We start from the raw sequence: 13,394 nt of genomic DNA, 5'->3' as shown, positions 1-13,394 counted from the left end.
GCAGCGACCCGCGCCGCTTCGGCGGCGCGCACGGCGACACCGGTGTTGTAGTCGGCCTCGGTCGCCATGCGGCGCTCGGTGAGCACGGTGAGCTGCGCGTTGAGGGTCGCCTCGTTCTCTTCCTGCTCGGCGACGGCGGCCGCGGCGGCATCGGCGGCGGCCTGCGCGGCCTGCGCGGCGGCTTCGGCTTCGATCTTCAGTTGCTCGAGCACGTCCTGTGCGATGTCGGCCTGGTCGGTGAGCGACTGGGCGGTGTTCTGGTCTTGGACGGCCTTCTCGTAGATGCCGGCCGTCTGCTCGGTGAACTTGTCGGCCATGCCGTAGGAGTAGAGCATGTCGTCGGCCTTGGCGGCGTTGACGAGCAGGCCCGTGGTCACGTCTCCGTTGCCCGAGCGATACTGCTGGGCGACGATCTCGCCGGCGCGCTGCTTCGACTGCGTGGCGAGGAGAGCCGCGTCATCCGCCTGGTCTTTCAATTTCTGCGCTTTGAGCGCCTGCTCCTGGAACGCCTGGTCGGCCTCCTGGTAGGCCTCGCCCAGTCGGAGCGCCTCGGCCTGCGTGCGCGCTACCTCGTCGCGCAGCCCGGCGAGCACGCTTTGGATGCGCTTGATCTCGGCGACGGTGTTGGCCTCGCTCGAGCGCGCGTTCTTCACGTCGTCCCACGAGGGGTAGTCGACGGCCTGCGCCGGCTGGGCCTCGGTGGAGACGATCGAGCCGACGGTCGCCACCGAGAGCGCGAGCGCGATGGCGACGAGCCGGTACGAGCGTCGTCGCCGAGGCGTGCTGATTGAAGTGGCTCGCTGTGGCCAGGTGCTCATTTTTCCCCGAATCGTGTTCGGCGCCATTTATAACGCCAGTCACACTGTCAACTTCTCTAACAATAACAAGAGCCATGTTCCAGCCGCATAGGCAAACCTCAGGTTTCACCCAGAACATTCAACGACCAGTTGAACCTACCCGCCGCCTGTTTGCTTGGGAGAGTGCCTCGCCGGGCCGTGTCGAATGCCCCGGTTTGGTATTTGGCCGAGAGACCCGTATGCTTTTCCCTCGGTAGCTATGACGTTTTGTTTGCGCATGGCCCCATCGTTTAGTGGCCTAGGACGGCGCCCTTTCACGGCGTTAACACGGGTTCGAATCCCGTTGGGGTCACAAACACAAAATTAAATAGCATGGCCCTGTAGCGCAGTTGGTTAGCGCGCCGCCCTGTCACGGCGGAGGTCGCCGGTTCAAGTCCGGTCAGGGTCGCAAAGAATGGAAAGCCTCTTCGAAAGGAGGGGCTTTTCGTCTTATGAGGGGTTCGCCTCTCATGGCCCTGTAGCTCAGTTGGTAGAGCGCACGACTGAAAATCGTGAGGTCACCGGATCGACGCCGGTCGGGGCCACCACTGAAACCTTCGGAACACCCTCGGGATTCCGGGGGTTTTTTACTTTCCCCGGTGGCGCGCGCGGATCACCCAGCCGACCGCCGAGACCAGGGGCACGACGACCGCGATCAGTGTGATCGGGTTGAAGTGGAAGCGGATGCCCTCGGGGCCGCCGATGTATGCGCCGATCGGGATCGACTATCCGCCACCGCCACCGCCGCTGCCCTCGCCCCTTCCGGCGGGAACGGTGTCGCTCGCCGGCTGCTCGCCCGAGCCTTCGCCACCGCCGAAACCGAAGACGACGGCCGCGACGGGCAGGATGTCGTGCCCGTCTAGCGTCACCTTCTCGCCGTACGACAGCTTCGCGCCCCAGGAGTGCACCGAGTCAGTCAATTTCTCAATGAGGTTCGTCATGCGACGACGGTACTGCTGGTGGGCGTCGGCGCGGAAGACGGTCGGGTGCGGATGACACGTCTGCGAGAATCGGCTCCGTGAACGCGACGATCGAACTACTGGGTACAGACTTCTGGGCGTGGCGCGAGGCCACCGTGTTCCGCAGCGCCGACGACATGCCGCGCATCGCGCATTCGCCGCTCTGGCTGCCGCGGTTCGACGCGGAGTCGGTGCAGGAACGCCGTGCGGCACTCGCGGGGTTCGTGTCGCGGTGGCGGGCGATCGACGCGTCCGACTCTGCGGTGGCCGACCGTGTCGACCACCGGCTGATCGGCTCTGCAATCGCCCGCGTGCACTGGGAGCTCGACGTGACCCGGTCGTGGCAGCGCGACGCCGTCTTCGCGGCGAGCCAGATTCTGGGCCCGTACTTCGACCTGCTGCTGCAGCCGGCTCCGTTCGACGCCGACCGGCAGGCCGGCCTGGTTGCCGTGCTGCGTGCGGTTCCGGCACAGGTGCGCGTGGCGCGCGCCAACCTGGAGGAGCACGGCACCACCGAGCTCGCGACGGTCGCGGCAGAGCTGCTCGGCTCGATCGAGAGCGACCTCGACGCGTCCGTCGCCGCGCTCTGCGCCAGCGTGAGCGCCGAGACGGCCGCGGCCCTCACCGATGCCGTCGGCCCCGCTGTGGCCGCCCTCACGGGTTTTGCCGCGTGGCTCGAGCACGAGGCACCCGGTATGCCGCCGTTGGCTCCCGTGGGGCGCGAGGGCTTCGAGTGGTATCTGCGGCACGTGGCGCTCATGCCGGCGTCGCCCGAGCAGCTGGTCGCGGCCGCCGAGCAGGAGTACGCGCGCGCCGTGGCGTGGGAGGTCGCGTCACGCACGCGCCCGGCCGGGAACGCGCGACCCGCGGCCACGAGCGCCGAACAGCACGCCACCGAGGCGCGGGACGAAACGGCCGTGCGCGAGTTCTACGAGAGCCGCGGCATCCTGAGCCAGGCGGGCCACGGCCACTACCTGACGGCCGAGATCCCCGCCTACCTGCGCGTCCTGAGCTGGCTCGGCGTGCCGGACGACCTCACCGACGAGCACCGCCTCGGCAGCGACGGCACGTCGTACATGCCGGCGCCCGACTCCGACCTCGGCTACTTCTACGCGGCGAACGCGCTCGACCCGCGGCTCGGCATCGTGCACGAGGGGGCGCACTTCCAGCAGCTCGTGCGGGCGTGGGGGCACGAGCGCGCGATCCGGCGCCGCTACTACGACTCGGCCGCGAACGAGGGCATCGCGCACTACAACGAAGAGCTCATGGCGCAGGCGGGGCTGTTCGACGGCGATGCCGCCTCGCTCACGATCGTGCACAACTTCGTGCGGCTGCGCGCGCTGCGGGTCGTGGTCGACGTGAAGCTCGCGATCGGCGAGTACACCTTCGCCGAGGCGGTCGACCAGTTCGTGCGGCGCGTGCCGATGGACGCGGGCACGGCGACCGAGGAGACGGCGATGTACCTGAGCGGGCCCGGGCTGGCGATGGCGTACACGACGGGCAAGCTGCAGCTGCTGCGGCTGATCGCCGACGCGGCCGAGCGGGAGGGCTTCACCGCGCGGGCGTTCCACGACTCGGTGTGGAAGAACGGCAACGTGCCGTTCGCGCTGCAGCGCTGGGAGCTGCTGGGCGACGACGCCGACGTGCGCGCGATCGACGCGGCCGGCGAGTGGCGCCTGCTCTAGCCCACTAGCAGATGACGCGTTTCCGGCTGGATGACGCGGCCGCGGTCGCCTCATGCGGCCGGAACCGGCTCGCGAACTACTTCGCGGGCTGGGCGGGCGGGGTCGCCGCGGGCGGTGCGGCGGGCGGCACGATGCCCAGCGCGGCCTTGATGCGCTCGGCGTCGTCGGGGCGGGCTTCGGCGGCGGCGATGTTCGCGTCGGCGACGGCTTTCAGCACCTCTTCGCGCTGGATCGTGATGCCGCGGGGCGCGTCGATACCGATCCGCACCCCGTCGCCCCGTGAGTCGAGGATGGTGACGACGATGTTGTCACCGATGAGAATGCGTTCTCCCGGTTTGCGAGTTAGAACGAGCATCTCTTCAGCCTACCAACCGGTCTCGACCCAGCCGACGGGCAGTCCCAGTTGCGCGACGGAATGGGGGGTGGATGTCTCGTCGGGAGACCAGCTCATCGCCGCGGTGAGCGGCACCACGTTCGCGACCGCCCGCACCCAGCGCACGGTGTCCTCCGGCTTGCGGCCCGCGTCGACGGCCACCCAGAACTGGTCGGCGTGCAGGCTCTCGAGCTCGCTCACCGATTCGGCGGTCGGCCCCCGGCGGGGCAGGCCGAACGCCATGACCACGCCTTCGCCCAGCCGCACGCCCTCAGCGCGCGCCGCGATCGCCGCGCGCCGGTCGTCGATACGGTGGATGTCGGGCCGGTCGATGGCTCCGCCGATGCGCAGAACGGATGCGCCCACCCCCGCGGCGACCGTCCTGGCGACCGCGAGCGCGTCGTCGCCCAGGCCGATGAACACCACGAGGTCGCCGGCGCCGCGCAACGGGAGCGGGCTCGGCGGCGCGGGCGGCGCGATGGCGGGTGTCGGCGGCGCGGTGTTCAGCGTGAGATCCGCGAGGATCGCCGCGAAGTCGACGGTGGCGGTCGAGATCTTCCAGTCGGTTTCTCCGCCGTGCGACACGTCGTCGGAGTGGTCGGCCCGGTCGAGCAACGCGGCGATACCCGCCCGCGTCGGCAGGTCGAAGGAGTGGGAGTCGGCGGCCGTGCCGTCGGACAGTTCCACCGTGGCATGGAACTTGCGAGTGGCGAAGAAGCCCTGCAGTCCGCCGGTGGTGGTGACGGTCGTGGCGACGACGGCGGCATCCGGGCCGTACGCGTCGAGAATGCGCGCGTTCAGCTCGTCGACCGAGTCGGCCTCAACGTGAAATCGACTCGGTGACACGCACGACCCCCACTGTTTCGATGTTCACGTTGGCAGCGGTGACCTCCTGGTAGGAGAGCACCGGCAGCCCGCCCGACTGCGCGGAGACGAGGCGGCGGATGGCGGGGCGCAGGGCCGGCGCGCAGACGAGAACCGCCGACTGGCCGGCGGCCTCGAGCTTCGCCACCGACTCGCGCAGCGAATCCAGCACCGCCTCGAGCGACTGCTGGGCGAGCAGGATCTGGGTGCCGGCGTCTGACGGCCGCAGCCCCTCGAGCATCGACTGCTCGAGCAGCGGGTCGATCATGATGACGCGCAGCGAGCCGCCCTCGATGTAGTTCGCGGCGAGCGCGGGCCCGAGCGCGGTGCGGGCGGCCTCGATCAGGCCCTCCGGGTCGTTCGACACCTTCGCGCGCAGCGACAGCGCCTCGTAGATGCGCGGCAGGTCGTTGATCGGGATCTGCTCGTGCAGCAGCCCCTGCAGCACGCGCTGCACCTCGGCGAGGGTGAGGAGCGCCGGCACCAGCTCGTCGACCGCGGCCGGGTTGACCTGCTTCACGCCCTCGGTGAGCACGCGCACGTCTTCGCGGGTGAGCAGCCGGGCGGCGTTGGCGCTGATGATCGACGACAGGTGGGTCACGACGACCGAGACGCGGTCGATCACGGTGGCGCCGAGCATCTCGGCGCTGTGGCGCATCTCGGCGGGCACCCACTTGCCGCTCAGGCCGAACACGGGGTCGACCGTGGCCTGGCCCGGCAGGCTGTCGAGCGCGTCGCCGAGGGCGAGCACCTTGCCCTGCGGGGCGATGCCGCGGCCCGCCTCGACGCCGGCGATGCGGATGACGTAGGTCGAGCTCGGCAGCTCCACGCTGTCGCGGGTGCGCACGGGCGGAACGACGACGCCCAGGTCCATCGCGATCTTCCGCCGCAGGGCACGCACGCGCGCCAGGAGATCGTCCGAGGCATCCGAGACTATGTCGACCAGGTCGGAGGAGAGCAGGATCTCGAGGGCGTGCACGCGCATCTGCTCGATAAGCCCCTCGGTGGTGATCGGCGTCGTGACGTTCTGCTCGTCGCTCTGCGCGTCTTCGAGCTCTTTGAGGTCGGCGGCCCTGTTCGCCTTCACCCGGTAGGCGATGAAGAACAGCGAGGCGCCGACGAGCACGAAGGGCACGAGCGGCATGCCGGGGATGAATGCCATGCCGATCGCCGCGCCGCCCGCGATCATCAGCGCGTTGCGCGACTGGGTGAGCTGCGTCGAGGCCGAGCTGCCCAGGTCGCTCTCGGCGTTCGAGCGGGTGACGATGATGCCGGTCGCCACGGCCATGAGCAGGGCGGGGATCTGGGTGACCAGTCCGTCGCCGATGGTCAGCAGAGCGTAGGTGTTGAGCGCGTCGCCGATCTCCATGCCGCGCTGCAGCATGCCGATGGCGATGCCGCCGACGAGGTTGATGATGATGATGATGATTCCGGCGATCGCGTCGCCCTTGACGAACTTCGACGCGCCGTCCATGGCGCCGTAGAAGTCGGCCTCTGCCGAGACCTCGGCCCGGCGGCTGCGCGCCTCGTCGTCGGTGATGAGCCCCGCGTTGAGGTCGGCGTCGATCGCCATCTGCTTGCCGGGCATGGCGTCGAGGGTGAACCTGGCGCCCACCTCGGCCACGCGCTCGGCTCCCTTGGTGACCACCACGAACTGGATGACCACGAGGATGAGGAAGATTACCGCGCCGATGATGATCGACCCGCCGACGGCGACGTGCCCGAACGCCTCGATCACCTGGCCCGCGTAGCCGTCGCCCAGCACGAGACGGGTGGATGCCACGTTGAGACCGAGCCGGAACAGGGTCGCCACGAGCAGCAGCGAGGGGAACACGGAAAAGTCGAGCGGCTTCTGCACGAACATCGCCGTGAGCAGGGTGACGAGCGAGAGCATGATGCTGATGATCAGCAGGAAGTCGAGCACGCCGGCCGGCACGGGCACGACCAGCAGCAGGACGATGCCGACCACTCCGATCGGAACGGCGAGTTTCGCGAGGTTGCGGTTCACGTCAGTTTCCTCCGGTGGTCAGTGGGATGGGTTCGGCGGGGAGCGTGGGCTCCTTCATGGTGTGAACGCCCTGCGCTGCCCCGCGGGCCTTGAGCGCCATCACGAACGCGAGCACCTGGGCGACCGCGGTGTAGAGCTCGACGGGGATCTCCTGCCCGAGCTCGCACGCCTTGTGCAGCGCGCGTGTGAGCGGGATGTCGCGCACGATCGGCACGTGGTCTTCTTCGGCCTTCTCGCGGATGCGCGCCGCGACCTCGCCCGCGCCCTTCGCGACGACGCGGGGCGCCGACTTTCCGGGCTCGTACTTCAGGGCCACCGCGAAGTGGGTGGGGTTGACCATCACGACGTCGGCGTCGGCGATCGCGCTCATCATGCGGTTGCGGCTCATCGCCAGCTGGCGCGCGCGCCGCTGCGACTTGATGAGCGGGTCGCCCTCGGCGCTCTTGTTCTCGTCGGTGACTTCCTTTTTCGTCATGCGGGTTTTCTTGCGGTTGCGGCGCATCACGACGAAGACGTCGGCCGCGGCCAGCACGAGCCCGGCGACCACGGCCGACCGGATGAGCGCCTCGGTTCCGCCGGTCGCCGCCCCGATGAGCTCGCTGATCGGCAGCCCGCCCGCCGTCATCAGCACCGGCATCAGCCCCTGGATCACGAGCACCAGCACCAGCGTGACGACCGCCGTCTTGAGCAGCGCCTTCACGCCGTTCCACAGGGCCTGCGTGCCGAAGGTGGTGCCGAGCCCCTTGATGAGGTTGAACTGCTCGAACTTGCCGTTGAACTTCTTGAAGTGGATTCCGCCCTGGATCGCGGCCGCGGCGAGCACCGCGACGACGACCGTGATCACCATGGGCGTGAGGATGGCCATGATCGATTCCATGCCGGCGCCGAGTGCCTGGACCGCGAGTTCGGGGTCGGGATTGCGAACGACGGATGCCACGGTGAACAGCTGATCCATCGTGGCGCCGGTTCCGGCGTTGATCGTCACCGGGATCATGACGGCGACGGCGCCGACACCCACCCACGCGGTGAGGTCTTGGGAGCGGGAGAGCTGGCCCTTCTCGCGCACCTCTTTCATGCGCTTCTGGGTGGCTAGCTCGGTCTTCTCACCGGAGTCGTTCGACATTCACCTCACCCCCGCGAGGTCGCCGACGGCGGTCTTGGTGACGGAGTTCACGATCTCGGGCAGCGCGACGAAGAGCAGCGGCACCAGCAGCAGCGTGAGCAGGATCTTGATCGGGAAACCGAGGGCGAACGCGTTCAGCGCCGGGGCTACGCGGGTGAGGAGACCGAGTCCGGCATCCGCGAGAAAAAGGACCACGATCATGGGGCCGGCGATCTGCAGGGCCGACATGAGCATCTGGCCCGTCGCCATCGTGATGGCTTCGACCGGCACGGCGAGGTCGAGGCCCCCGCCGATCGGGATGGCCGTGAAGCTGCTCGCGAGACCGCCGATGACGAGCTGGTACCCGCCCGACGCGAACATAAGCGCGAGCGCCGTCATCTGGAACAGGCGGGTGAACTGGGCGCCGTTGATCTGCAGCTGGGGGTCGAAGCCCTGCGCGAGGGTGAACCCGCCGAACAGGTCGATGAGGTTACCGGCCGACTGGATGGCCGAGAAGACGATCATGACGAGGAACCCGAGCACGGCGCCGACGACGAGTTCGAGAATGAGGGAGACGACGTAGGTGCCCGTGTCGGGCGAGACATAGCCGGGGGTGACGACCGGGGCGACGGCGACGGCGAGACCCAGCGCGAGCATGCCTTTGATGCGCAACGGGAACGCGTTGGACGAGAACGGCGGCGCGATGACGATGAACGCGACCATGCGCACGCCGGCGAGCATCACCGCCTCGATCCACTCGAAGTCGAGGTCGATTCGCACGTCATCCCCCGCCGAGAAGGCTGGGGATGCGCGCGAAAAGGTCGTTGGTGAACGTGACCATCTCGGAGATCATCCAGTGCCCCGAGACGAGCAGCGCGATCGCGACCGCGGCGAGCTTGGGCACGAACGAGAGCGTGACCTCCTGGATCTGCGTGATCGACTGCAGCAGCGAGATCGCGAAGCCGACGACGAGCGCCACGATGAGGATGGGCGCGCAGAGCTTCGCGCCGATGACGCAGGCCTGCAGGCCGATGTCGAGAACGGCGTTCGGATCCATCAGCCACCGCCCTGGTAGCTGGAGACGAGCGACGTGATCACGAGCGCCCAGCCGTCGACGAGCACGAAGAGCAGGATCTTGAACGGCAGCGAGATCATGACGGGCGGCAGCATCATCATGCCCATCGACATCAGCGCCGACGAGACGACGAGGTCGATCACGAGGAACGGCACGAAGATGACGAAGCCGATGATGAAGGCGGCGCGCAGCTCGGAGATCATGAACGACGGGATGAGCGTGAGCATCGGAACGTCGTCGGGGCTCTCGGGGTTCTCGGCGCCCGAGACGCGGGTGAGCAGGGCGAGGTCTTCCTCGCGGGTGTTGGCGAGCATAAAGGTGCGCAGCGGGCCCGACGCCAGGTCGAACGCCTGGGCCACGTCGATCTCGCCGTTGAGGTAGGGCTGCACGGCGAGCTCGTTCACATCGGTGAGCACCGGCGCCATGATGAACAGCGACAGGAACAGGGCGAGGCCGGCGAGCACCTGGTTGGGCGGGATCGAGGGCAGGCCGAGCGCGTTGCGCACCATGGCGAGCACCACGAAGATCTTCGTGAACGACGTCATCATGAGCAGCAGCGCGGGGGCGACCGACAGCAGCGTGATGCCGATCAGGGTCACGATCGCCGACGAGGGCGCGCCGTTCGGGCCGTTGATCTCGACCGACAGGCCGTCGCCTTCCGGCGCGGTCGGGTCGACGGGCGGGGTGGGGTCGACCACGGCGTGCGCACCCGTGGGAACGAGCATCACGGCGGCGATCGCGAGCACGACCGCGACGATGGCGATGACGGTGATACGGACCAGCAGCACGTGGCGCTCGTCGGCGCGGCGGGCGCCGTCGGCGACGAGCGTCACCGCAGGCGACCGATGGCGGATGCGGCCTGACGCCAGGTGGCGGGCGAGAGGATCGAGCCGCCGAGGGCGCCGGGCACCCGGCCGGGGACAACGAGGCCGTCGGAGTCGTTCGCCGCTTTCCTCGCGGCGCTGGCGACGGCAAGCGGCGCTTCGACGGGCGCGGGGGACGTGGCGGCCATGACCTCGGCGAACGCGGCGGCCGGGGCCTCCGCGCTGTGCAGCACCGTCACGTTGTTCTCGGTGACGCCAAGCACGAAGCGCATGCCGTCCGCGTCAAGCACAACGACCGACGCCTTGGCGCCGATGCCCTGCTTGCCGAGAACCGTGATCGGGGTCGCCGCGGCGCGCAGCTTTCCACCGCGCGTCAGGCGGCGGTGGATGAACCACAGCAGCCCGAAGACCACACCGAGCGAGAGTGCGACCCGTAGCGCTACGACCACGGTGTCCATTTAGGAGAGGCTCTCGATCACGTCGAGGATCTTGGTGATGCGCACGGCGTAGTCCTGGTCGATCACGACGATCTCGCCGTGGGCGATGAGTCGGCCGTTGAGCAGCACGTCGGCGGGCGCGCCGGCCGAGCGGTCGAGCTCGATGACGGCGCCGGGCTCGAGGCCCAGCACGTCGCGCACCGAGATGCGGGTGCGGCCGATCTCGACGGTGAGGGCCATCTCGACGTTGTTGATGCGGCCGAGCTTGCCGACGATCTCGTCGTTGTCGAGACTGCGACCACCGGTCAGGATTCCGCTGGTGCGGATGCGGATCGCGAACCAACCCGCCGTGACGCCGCCGTTGGAGAGGGCGAAGACGACCGTCTCGGCGTCGCCGAACAGCGCGCTCGCGTCGTCGACGCGGGCGGTGCCGAGAACCCCGGTGCCGAGCGTGGCCGTCGCGGCCTCGAACGACGGGCGCAGCACGTCGGCGACCGAGACGGCTGCGCCGTCCGGCGACGCGGCCGAGACCAGCTGGTCTGTGTCGAGCAAGACGAGGGCGACGTCGGCGGAGATCTGTCCGACGTAGGCGGCGACGGTGGCCGACGCTTGGAGGCCGAACGGAACATCCGACCCGTTCGTCATCGACGCGGCGAGCGCGACAGTCGTCGGCAGCAGGCGCACGAGGGCGTCCGCGGCGGCGGTCGCCTGGTTCACGGTGGACGGCTGGGCGGTGGGGGCGAGCTGGTTCACTTAGTTCTCCTCGGAGCTGGTACTGACGATGACGCAGGCCAGGCGTGCGCCGTTGGCCCCTGCCGCTCCGCGGGCCAGGACCTGGCCGTCCACGGCGATTTCGAATGGGCGATGCTGCGGGTGCGGGATCGCGAGAACGTCGCCGACCGCGAGCCCCAGAATGCGGCTCGGCGTGACCATCGCGGGCGTGAGACGCAGTGCGACATCGACGGGGACGCCGGTGAGCTGCGCGGCGATGAGGTCTTTCGCGTTCGCGACGGTGCTGGTGGGGTTCGCTTCGCCGAGCTGAGGGATGAGCACCTCGGCCGGGATCGCGAAGGTCGCCGGCGTCGTGGTGTCGCCGACGCGAACGGTGAAGGATGCCACGATCATCAGGTCGGCGGTCGCGGCGGCCTGGGCGAACTGCGAGTTGTACTGGATGCCGTCGACCGCTATCGGGGTGACGATGAGCGGACCGAACGAGTAGCGGAGGTCTTCGAGCGCGGCATCGAACAGTTTGCGCACGAGCGCCTGCTCGATCTGCGTGAACTTGCGCTCGTCCATGGTGCGAGGGCGGGTGCCGCCGAGCATGTAGGTGATCCAGCCGAGAACCGCGGCGGCGGGAAGCTGCAGCACGGCCTTGGCGTCGCTCGACCCGAGCGAGCAGAGCACCATGGCTGTCATAGGCGGCAAGCCGGACGCGTACTCGTCGTAGGTCTGCATAACGACCTGCTCGCTGCTGACCTGGGAGACGACGCGCACGCTGGCGGTGAGTTGCGTGCCCCACTGCCGGGCGAAGGTGTCGAAGGCAAGTTCGAGGACGCGCGAGTGTTCACGGGCGAGGGTGGTGGGCCGACGGAAGTCGTACAACTCGACTATGGGGGCAGGCTTCGCGAGCGCGCCAACGGCAATGTGTTCCTGGACAGTCACGAAGGCAACTATCGGCAGGACTACCCCGCAGGTAAGGTGTCGCTCGCCGCGGTGACGTAATTCTCGAGCACCGACGGGATGAGGGCCCGCACCGACTCCGGCTGGTCGGAGATCACGACGATGTCGACGCGGCGGTTCGCGGCCATGTCGGCTTCGCTCGCGCCGGTGGCGACGGGTCGCGCCGAACCGTAGCCGACAGCCCCGATGCGCTCCTGCCCGACGTGGCCGTTCTCGACCAGCCGGCGCAGGACCTGCGTGGCCCGGCCGGACGAGAGCTCCCAGTTGGTGGGGAAGGGGGCGCCCGGAGCGCGGCTGTCGGCGTGCCCTTCGACGGCGATCTGGTACTCGGTCGCCGACAGCACGGGCGACACGGCGTCGAGCACGGCGGGGGCGACCCCGGCGAGATCGGTGCTGTTCGAGGCGAAGAAGGTCTCGGAGCCGACGAGGCGGATTGTGAGCCCGCGTTCGTCGATTTTGAAGTCGACCGTGTGCTCGAGGCCCTGGGCGGCGAGGTTCAGCCGGATCTTCTCCTTGAGCTGCTCGAGTTCGTCGACCTCGGCCTCGGCGAGATCGAGGTCGGTGAGGGGCACCTCGATCGGCTCGCCCTCCTCGCCGACCTTGCTGGCGGGCACGACAACGCCCTCGGCAGTGTCGACCGAACCGACCTCGGTCGCGCCGAAGCCCGTGGCCAGGGAGTTCTTGAGCTTCTCGAACTTGTCGGCGTCGACGCTCGACATGGCGAACAGCACGATGAACATGCACATGAGCACGGTGACCATGTCCATGTAGGAGGCCATCCACCGTTCGTCGACGTGCTCGACGTGCTCCTCTTCGAGGCCGCCGCGCTTACGCGGCGTGCTCATGCTGCTTTAGCCAGTTGGTCGGCCGGCACCATGGCGCGCAGCCGCTCGCCGAGCAGACGCGGCTGGCTGCCGGCCTGGATGGCGAGCACGCCCTCCATGGTGAGCGTCATGCGCTCGACGTCGAGGTCGGAGAGGCGGCGGAGGCGGGCGCCGATCGGCAGCCAGATGAAGTTGGCCGAGAGCAGCCCCCACAGGGTGGCGACGAACGCGGCGGCGATCATGTGGCCGAGCTCCTCGGGCACCGACAGGTTCTCGAGCACGTGGGTGAGCGAGACGACGGTGCCGATGATGCCGACGGTCGGCGCGTAGCCGCCCATCGTGGTGAAGTACTTCGCCGCGTTGCGTTGCGACTTGGCCTTCGTCGCGAGTTCGTCCTCGAGCAGGATGCGCAGCTCTTCGCCGTCGGTGCCGTCGGCCACGTTCTGCAGCGCGCCCTTGAGGAACGGGTCGTCGACGCCCTCGGCCTCCTGCTCGAGCGACAACAGACCGTCGCTGCGGGCCTTCTCTGCGAGCGTGACGAGCTGGTCGATAGTGGCCTGCGGCTTCGAGGTCTTTCCGATGAAGGCGCCGGGAAGTGCTTTGAAGGCCGAGATGGCGTCTTTGATGGTTCCGCCGGCGATGCCGACCGCGATGGTCGCGCCGAAGACGAGGATGATCGGGGCCGGCAAGAGCACGGACGACACGTTCGCGCCCTCGAGGGTGATCA

At 68.7% G+C, this 13,394-nt stretch carries 14 protein-coding genes, 3 tRNA genes and 1 pseudogene; 4 read left to right on the top strand and 14 right to left on the bottom strand.

Annotated features, from left to right (window positions below):
• Positions 1–818: pseudogene (locus ACLQ6X_RS10335) on the bottom strand (M23 family peptidase); the annotation flags it as partial.
• A gap of 258 nt (positions 819–1,076) precedes the next feature.
• Between ACLQ6X_RS10335 and ACLQ6X_RS10330 the strand changes: the two are divergent.
• The 3 genes from ACLQ6X_RS10330 (at position 1,077) to ACLQ6X_RS10320 (ending at position 1,384) form a co-directional block, all read left to right on the top strand.
• Positions 1,077–1,149: transfer RNA gene (locus ACLQ6X_RS10330), tRNA-Glu, on the top strand.
• Between the two features lie 22 nt (positions 1,150–1,171).
• Positions 1,172–1,245 (top strand) — tRNA-Asp (locus ACLQ6X_RS10325).
• A 63-nt stretch (positions 1,246–1,308) separates the two neighbouring features.
• Positions 1,309–1,384: transfer RNA gene (locus ACLQ6X_RS10320), tRNA-Phe, on the top strand.
• A 177-nt stretch (positions 1,385–1,561) separates the two neighbouring features.
• On the opposite strand, the gene ACLQ6X_RS10315 is transcribed toward ACLQ6X_RS10320, so the two are convergent.
• The gene (locus tag ACLQ6X_RS10315; protein ID WP_411700078.1) at positions 1,562–1,777 is read right to left on the bottom strand and encodes a hypothetical protein; all 216 of its coding nucleotides are present in this window, start codon (positions 1,775–1,777) and stop codon (positions 1,562–1,564) included.
• A gap of 77 nt (positions 1,778–1,854) precedes the next feature.
• Between ACLQ6X_RS10315 and ACLQ6X_RS10310 the strand changes: the two genes are divergently transcribed.
• Positions 1,855–3,480, top strand: coding sequence for a DUF885 family protein (locus tag ACLQ6X_RS10310; RefSeq protein ID WP_411700077.1), 1,626 nt, complete (start codon positions 1,855–1,857; stop codon positions 3,478–3,480).
• 76 nt (positions 3,481–3,556) lie between these two features.
• Here the strand turns inward: ACLQ6X_RS10310 and ACLQ6X_RS10305 are convergent, their stop codons facing one another.
• The 12 genes from ACLQ6X_RS10305 to ACLQ6X_RS10250 form a co-directional block, all read right to left on the bottom strand.
• On the bottom strand, positions 3,557–3,835 hold the full coding sequence (locus ACLQ6X_RS10305) for a carbon storage regulator (protein WP_411700076.1): 279 nt from the start codon (positions 3,833–3,835) through the stop codon (positions 3,557–3,559).
• Positions 3,836–3,844: 9 nt separating this feature from the next.
• The gene (locus ACLQ6X_RS10300; protein WP_411700075.1) at positions 3,845–4,699 is read right to left on the bottom strand and encodes a hypothetical protein; all 855 of its coding nucleotides are present in this window, start codon (positions 4,697–4,699) and stop codon (positions 3,845–3,847) included.
• Entirely contained in the window at positions 4,674–6,725 is a 2,052-nt protein-coding gene (locus ACLQ6X_RS10295) for a flagellar biosynthesis protein FlhA (RefSeq protein ID WP_411700074.1), read from the bottom strand. Before ACLQ6X_RS10295 ends, ACLQ6X_RS10300 begins: the two co-directional genes overlap by 26 nt.
• Position 6,726: 1 nt before the next feature.
• The gene (locus ACLQ6X_RS10290) at positions 6,727–7,848 is read right to left on the bottom strand and encodes a flagellar biosynthesis protein FlhB (protein WP_411700073.1); all 1,122 of its coding nucleotides are present in this window, start codon (positions 7,846–7,848) and stop codon (positions 6,727–6,729) included.
• On the bottom strand, positions 7,849–8,607 hold the full coding sequence (locus tag ACLQ6X_RS10285; protein WP_411700072.1) for a flagellar biosynthetic protein FliR: 759 nt from the start codon (positions 8,605–8,607) through the stop codon (positions 7,849–7,851).
• A 1-nt stretch (position 8,608) separates the two neighbouring features.
• On the bottom strand, positions 8,609–8,884 hold the full coding sequence (gene fliQ / locus ACLQ6X_RS10280; protein WP_411700071.1) for a flagellar biosynthesis protein FliQ: 276 nt from the start codon (positions 8,882–8,884) through the stop codon (positions 8,609–8,611).
• Positions 8,884–9,627, bottom strand: a complete 744-nt coding sequence (gene fliP, locus ACLQ6X_RS10275) for a flagellar type III secretion system pore protein FliP (RefSeq protein WP_411700079.1) — start codon at positions 9,625–9,627, stop codon at positions 8,884–8,886. The genes fliQ and fliP overlap by 1 nt, the downstream gene beginning before the upstream one ends.
• A 104-nt stretch (positions 9,628–9,731) precedes the next feature.
• Positions 9,732–10,184 carry a FliO/MopB family protein gene (locus ACLQ6X_RS10270; RefSeq protein ID WP_411700070.1) on the bottom strand — a complete coding sequence of 151 codons (453 nt, stop codon included), beginning with the start codon at positions 10,182–10,184 and terminating at the stop codon, positions 9,732–9,734.
• Positions 10,185–10,916, bottom strand: a complete 732-nt coding sequence (fliN, locus tag ACLQ6X_RS10265) for a flagellar motor switch protein FliN (RefSeq protein ID WP_411700069.1) — start codon at positions 10,914–10,916, stop codon at positions 10,185–10,187.
• The gene (locus tag ACLQ6X_RS10260) at positions 10,917–11,825 is read right to left on the bottom strand and encodes a flagellar motor switch protein FliM (protein ID WP_411700068.1); all 909 of its coding nucleotides are present in this window, start codon (positions 11,823–11,825) and stop codon (positions 10,917–10,919) included.
• A 20-nt stretch (positions 11,826–11,845) separates the two neighbouring features.
• The gene (locus ACLQ6X_RS10255; RefSeq protein WP_411700067.1) at positions 11,846–12,688 is read right to left on the bottom strand and encodes a flagellar motor protein MotB; all 843 of its coding nucleotides are present in this window, start codon (positions 12,686–12,688) and stop codon (positions 11,846–11,848) included.
• A complete protein-coding gene (locus tag ACLQ6X_RS10250; protein WP_411700066.1) occupies positions 12,685–13,392 on the bottom strand; it encodes a motility protein A in 708 nt (235 codons plus the stop codon). Before ACLQ6X_RS10250 ends, ACLQ6X_RS10255 begins: the two co-directional genes overlap by 4 nt.
• Positions 13,393–13,394 lie beyond the last annotated feature (2 nt).

The organism is Conyzicola sp., assembly GCF_046714715.1.
GTDB lineage: Bacteria > Actinomycetota > Actinomycetes > Actinomycetales > Microbacteriaceae > Conyzicola.
Note: the sequence above shows the minus strand (reverse complement) of the source record. Positions and strands in the feature narration are given on the sequence as shown.

Bases quoted from the DNA above. Each gene is read 5' to 3' on its own strand.
- ACLQ6X_RS10255 (WP_411700067.1), bottom strand. From the start codon at position 12,688: ATGAGCACGCCGCGTAAGCGCGGCGGCCTCGAAGAGGAGCACGTCGAG.
- ACLQ6X_RS10290 (WP_411700073.1), bottom strand. From the start codon at position 7,848: ATGTCGAACGACTCCGGTGAGAAGACCGAGCTAGCCACCCAGAAGCGC.
- fliP (WP_411700079.1), bottom strand. From the start codon at position 9,627: ATGCTCGTTCCCACGGGTGCGCACGCCGTGGTCGACCCCACCCCGCCC.
- ACLQ6X_RS10315 (WP_411700078.1), bottom strand. From the start codon at position 1,777: ATGACGAACCTCATTGAGAAATTGACTGACTCGGTGCACTCCTGGGGC.
- ACLQ6X_RS10305 (WP_411700076.1), bottom strand. From the start codon at position 3,835: ATGCTCGTTCTAACTCGCAAACCGGGAGAACGCATTCTCATCGGTGAC.
- fliQ (WP_411700071.1), bottom strand. From the start codon at position 8,884: ATGGATCCGAACGCCGTTCTCGACATCGGCCTGCAGGCCTGCGTCATC.
- ACLQ6X_RS10270 (WP_411700070.1), bottom strand. From the start codon at position 10,184: ATGGACACCGTGGTCGTAGCGCTACGGGTCGCACTCTCGCTCGGTGTG.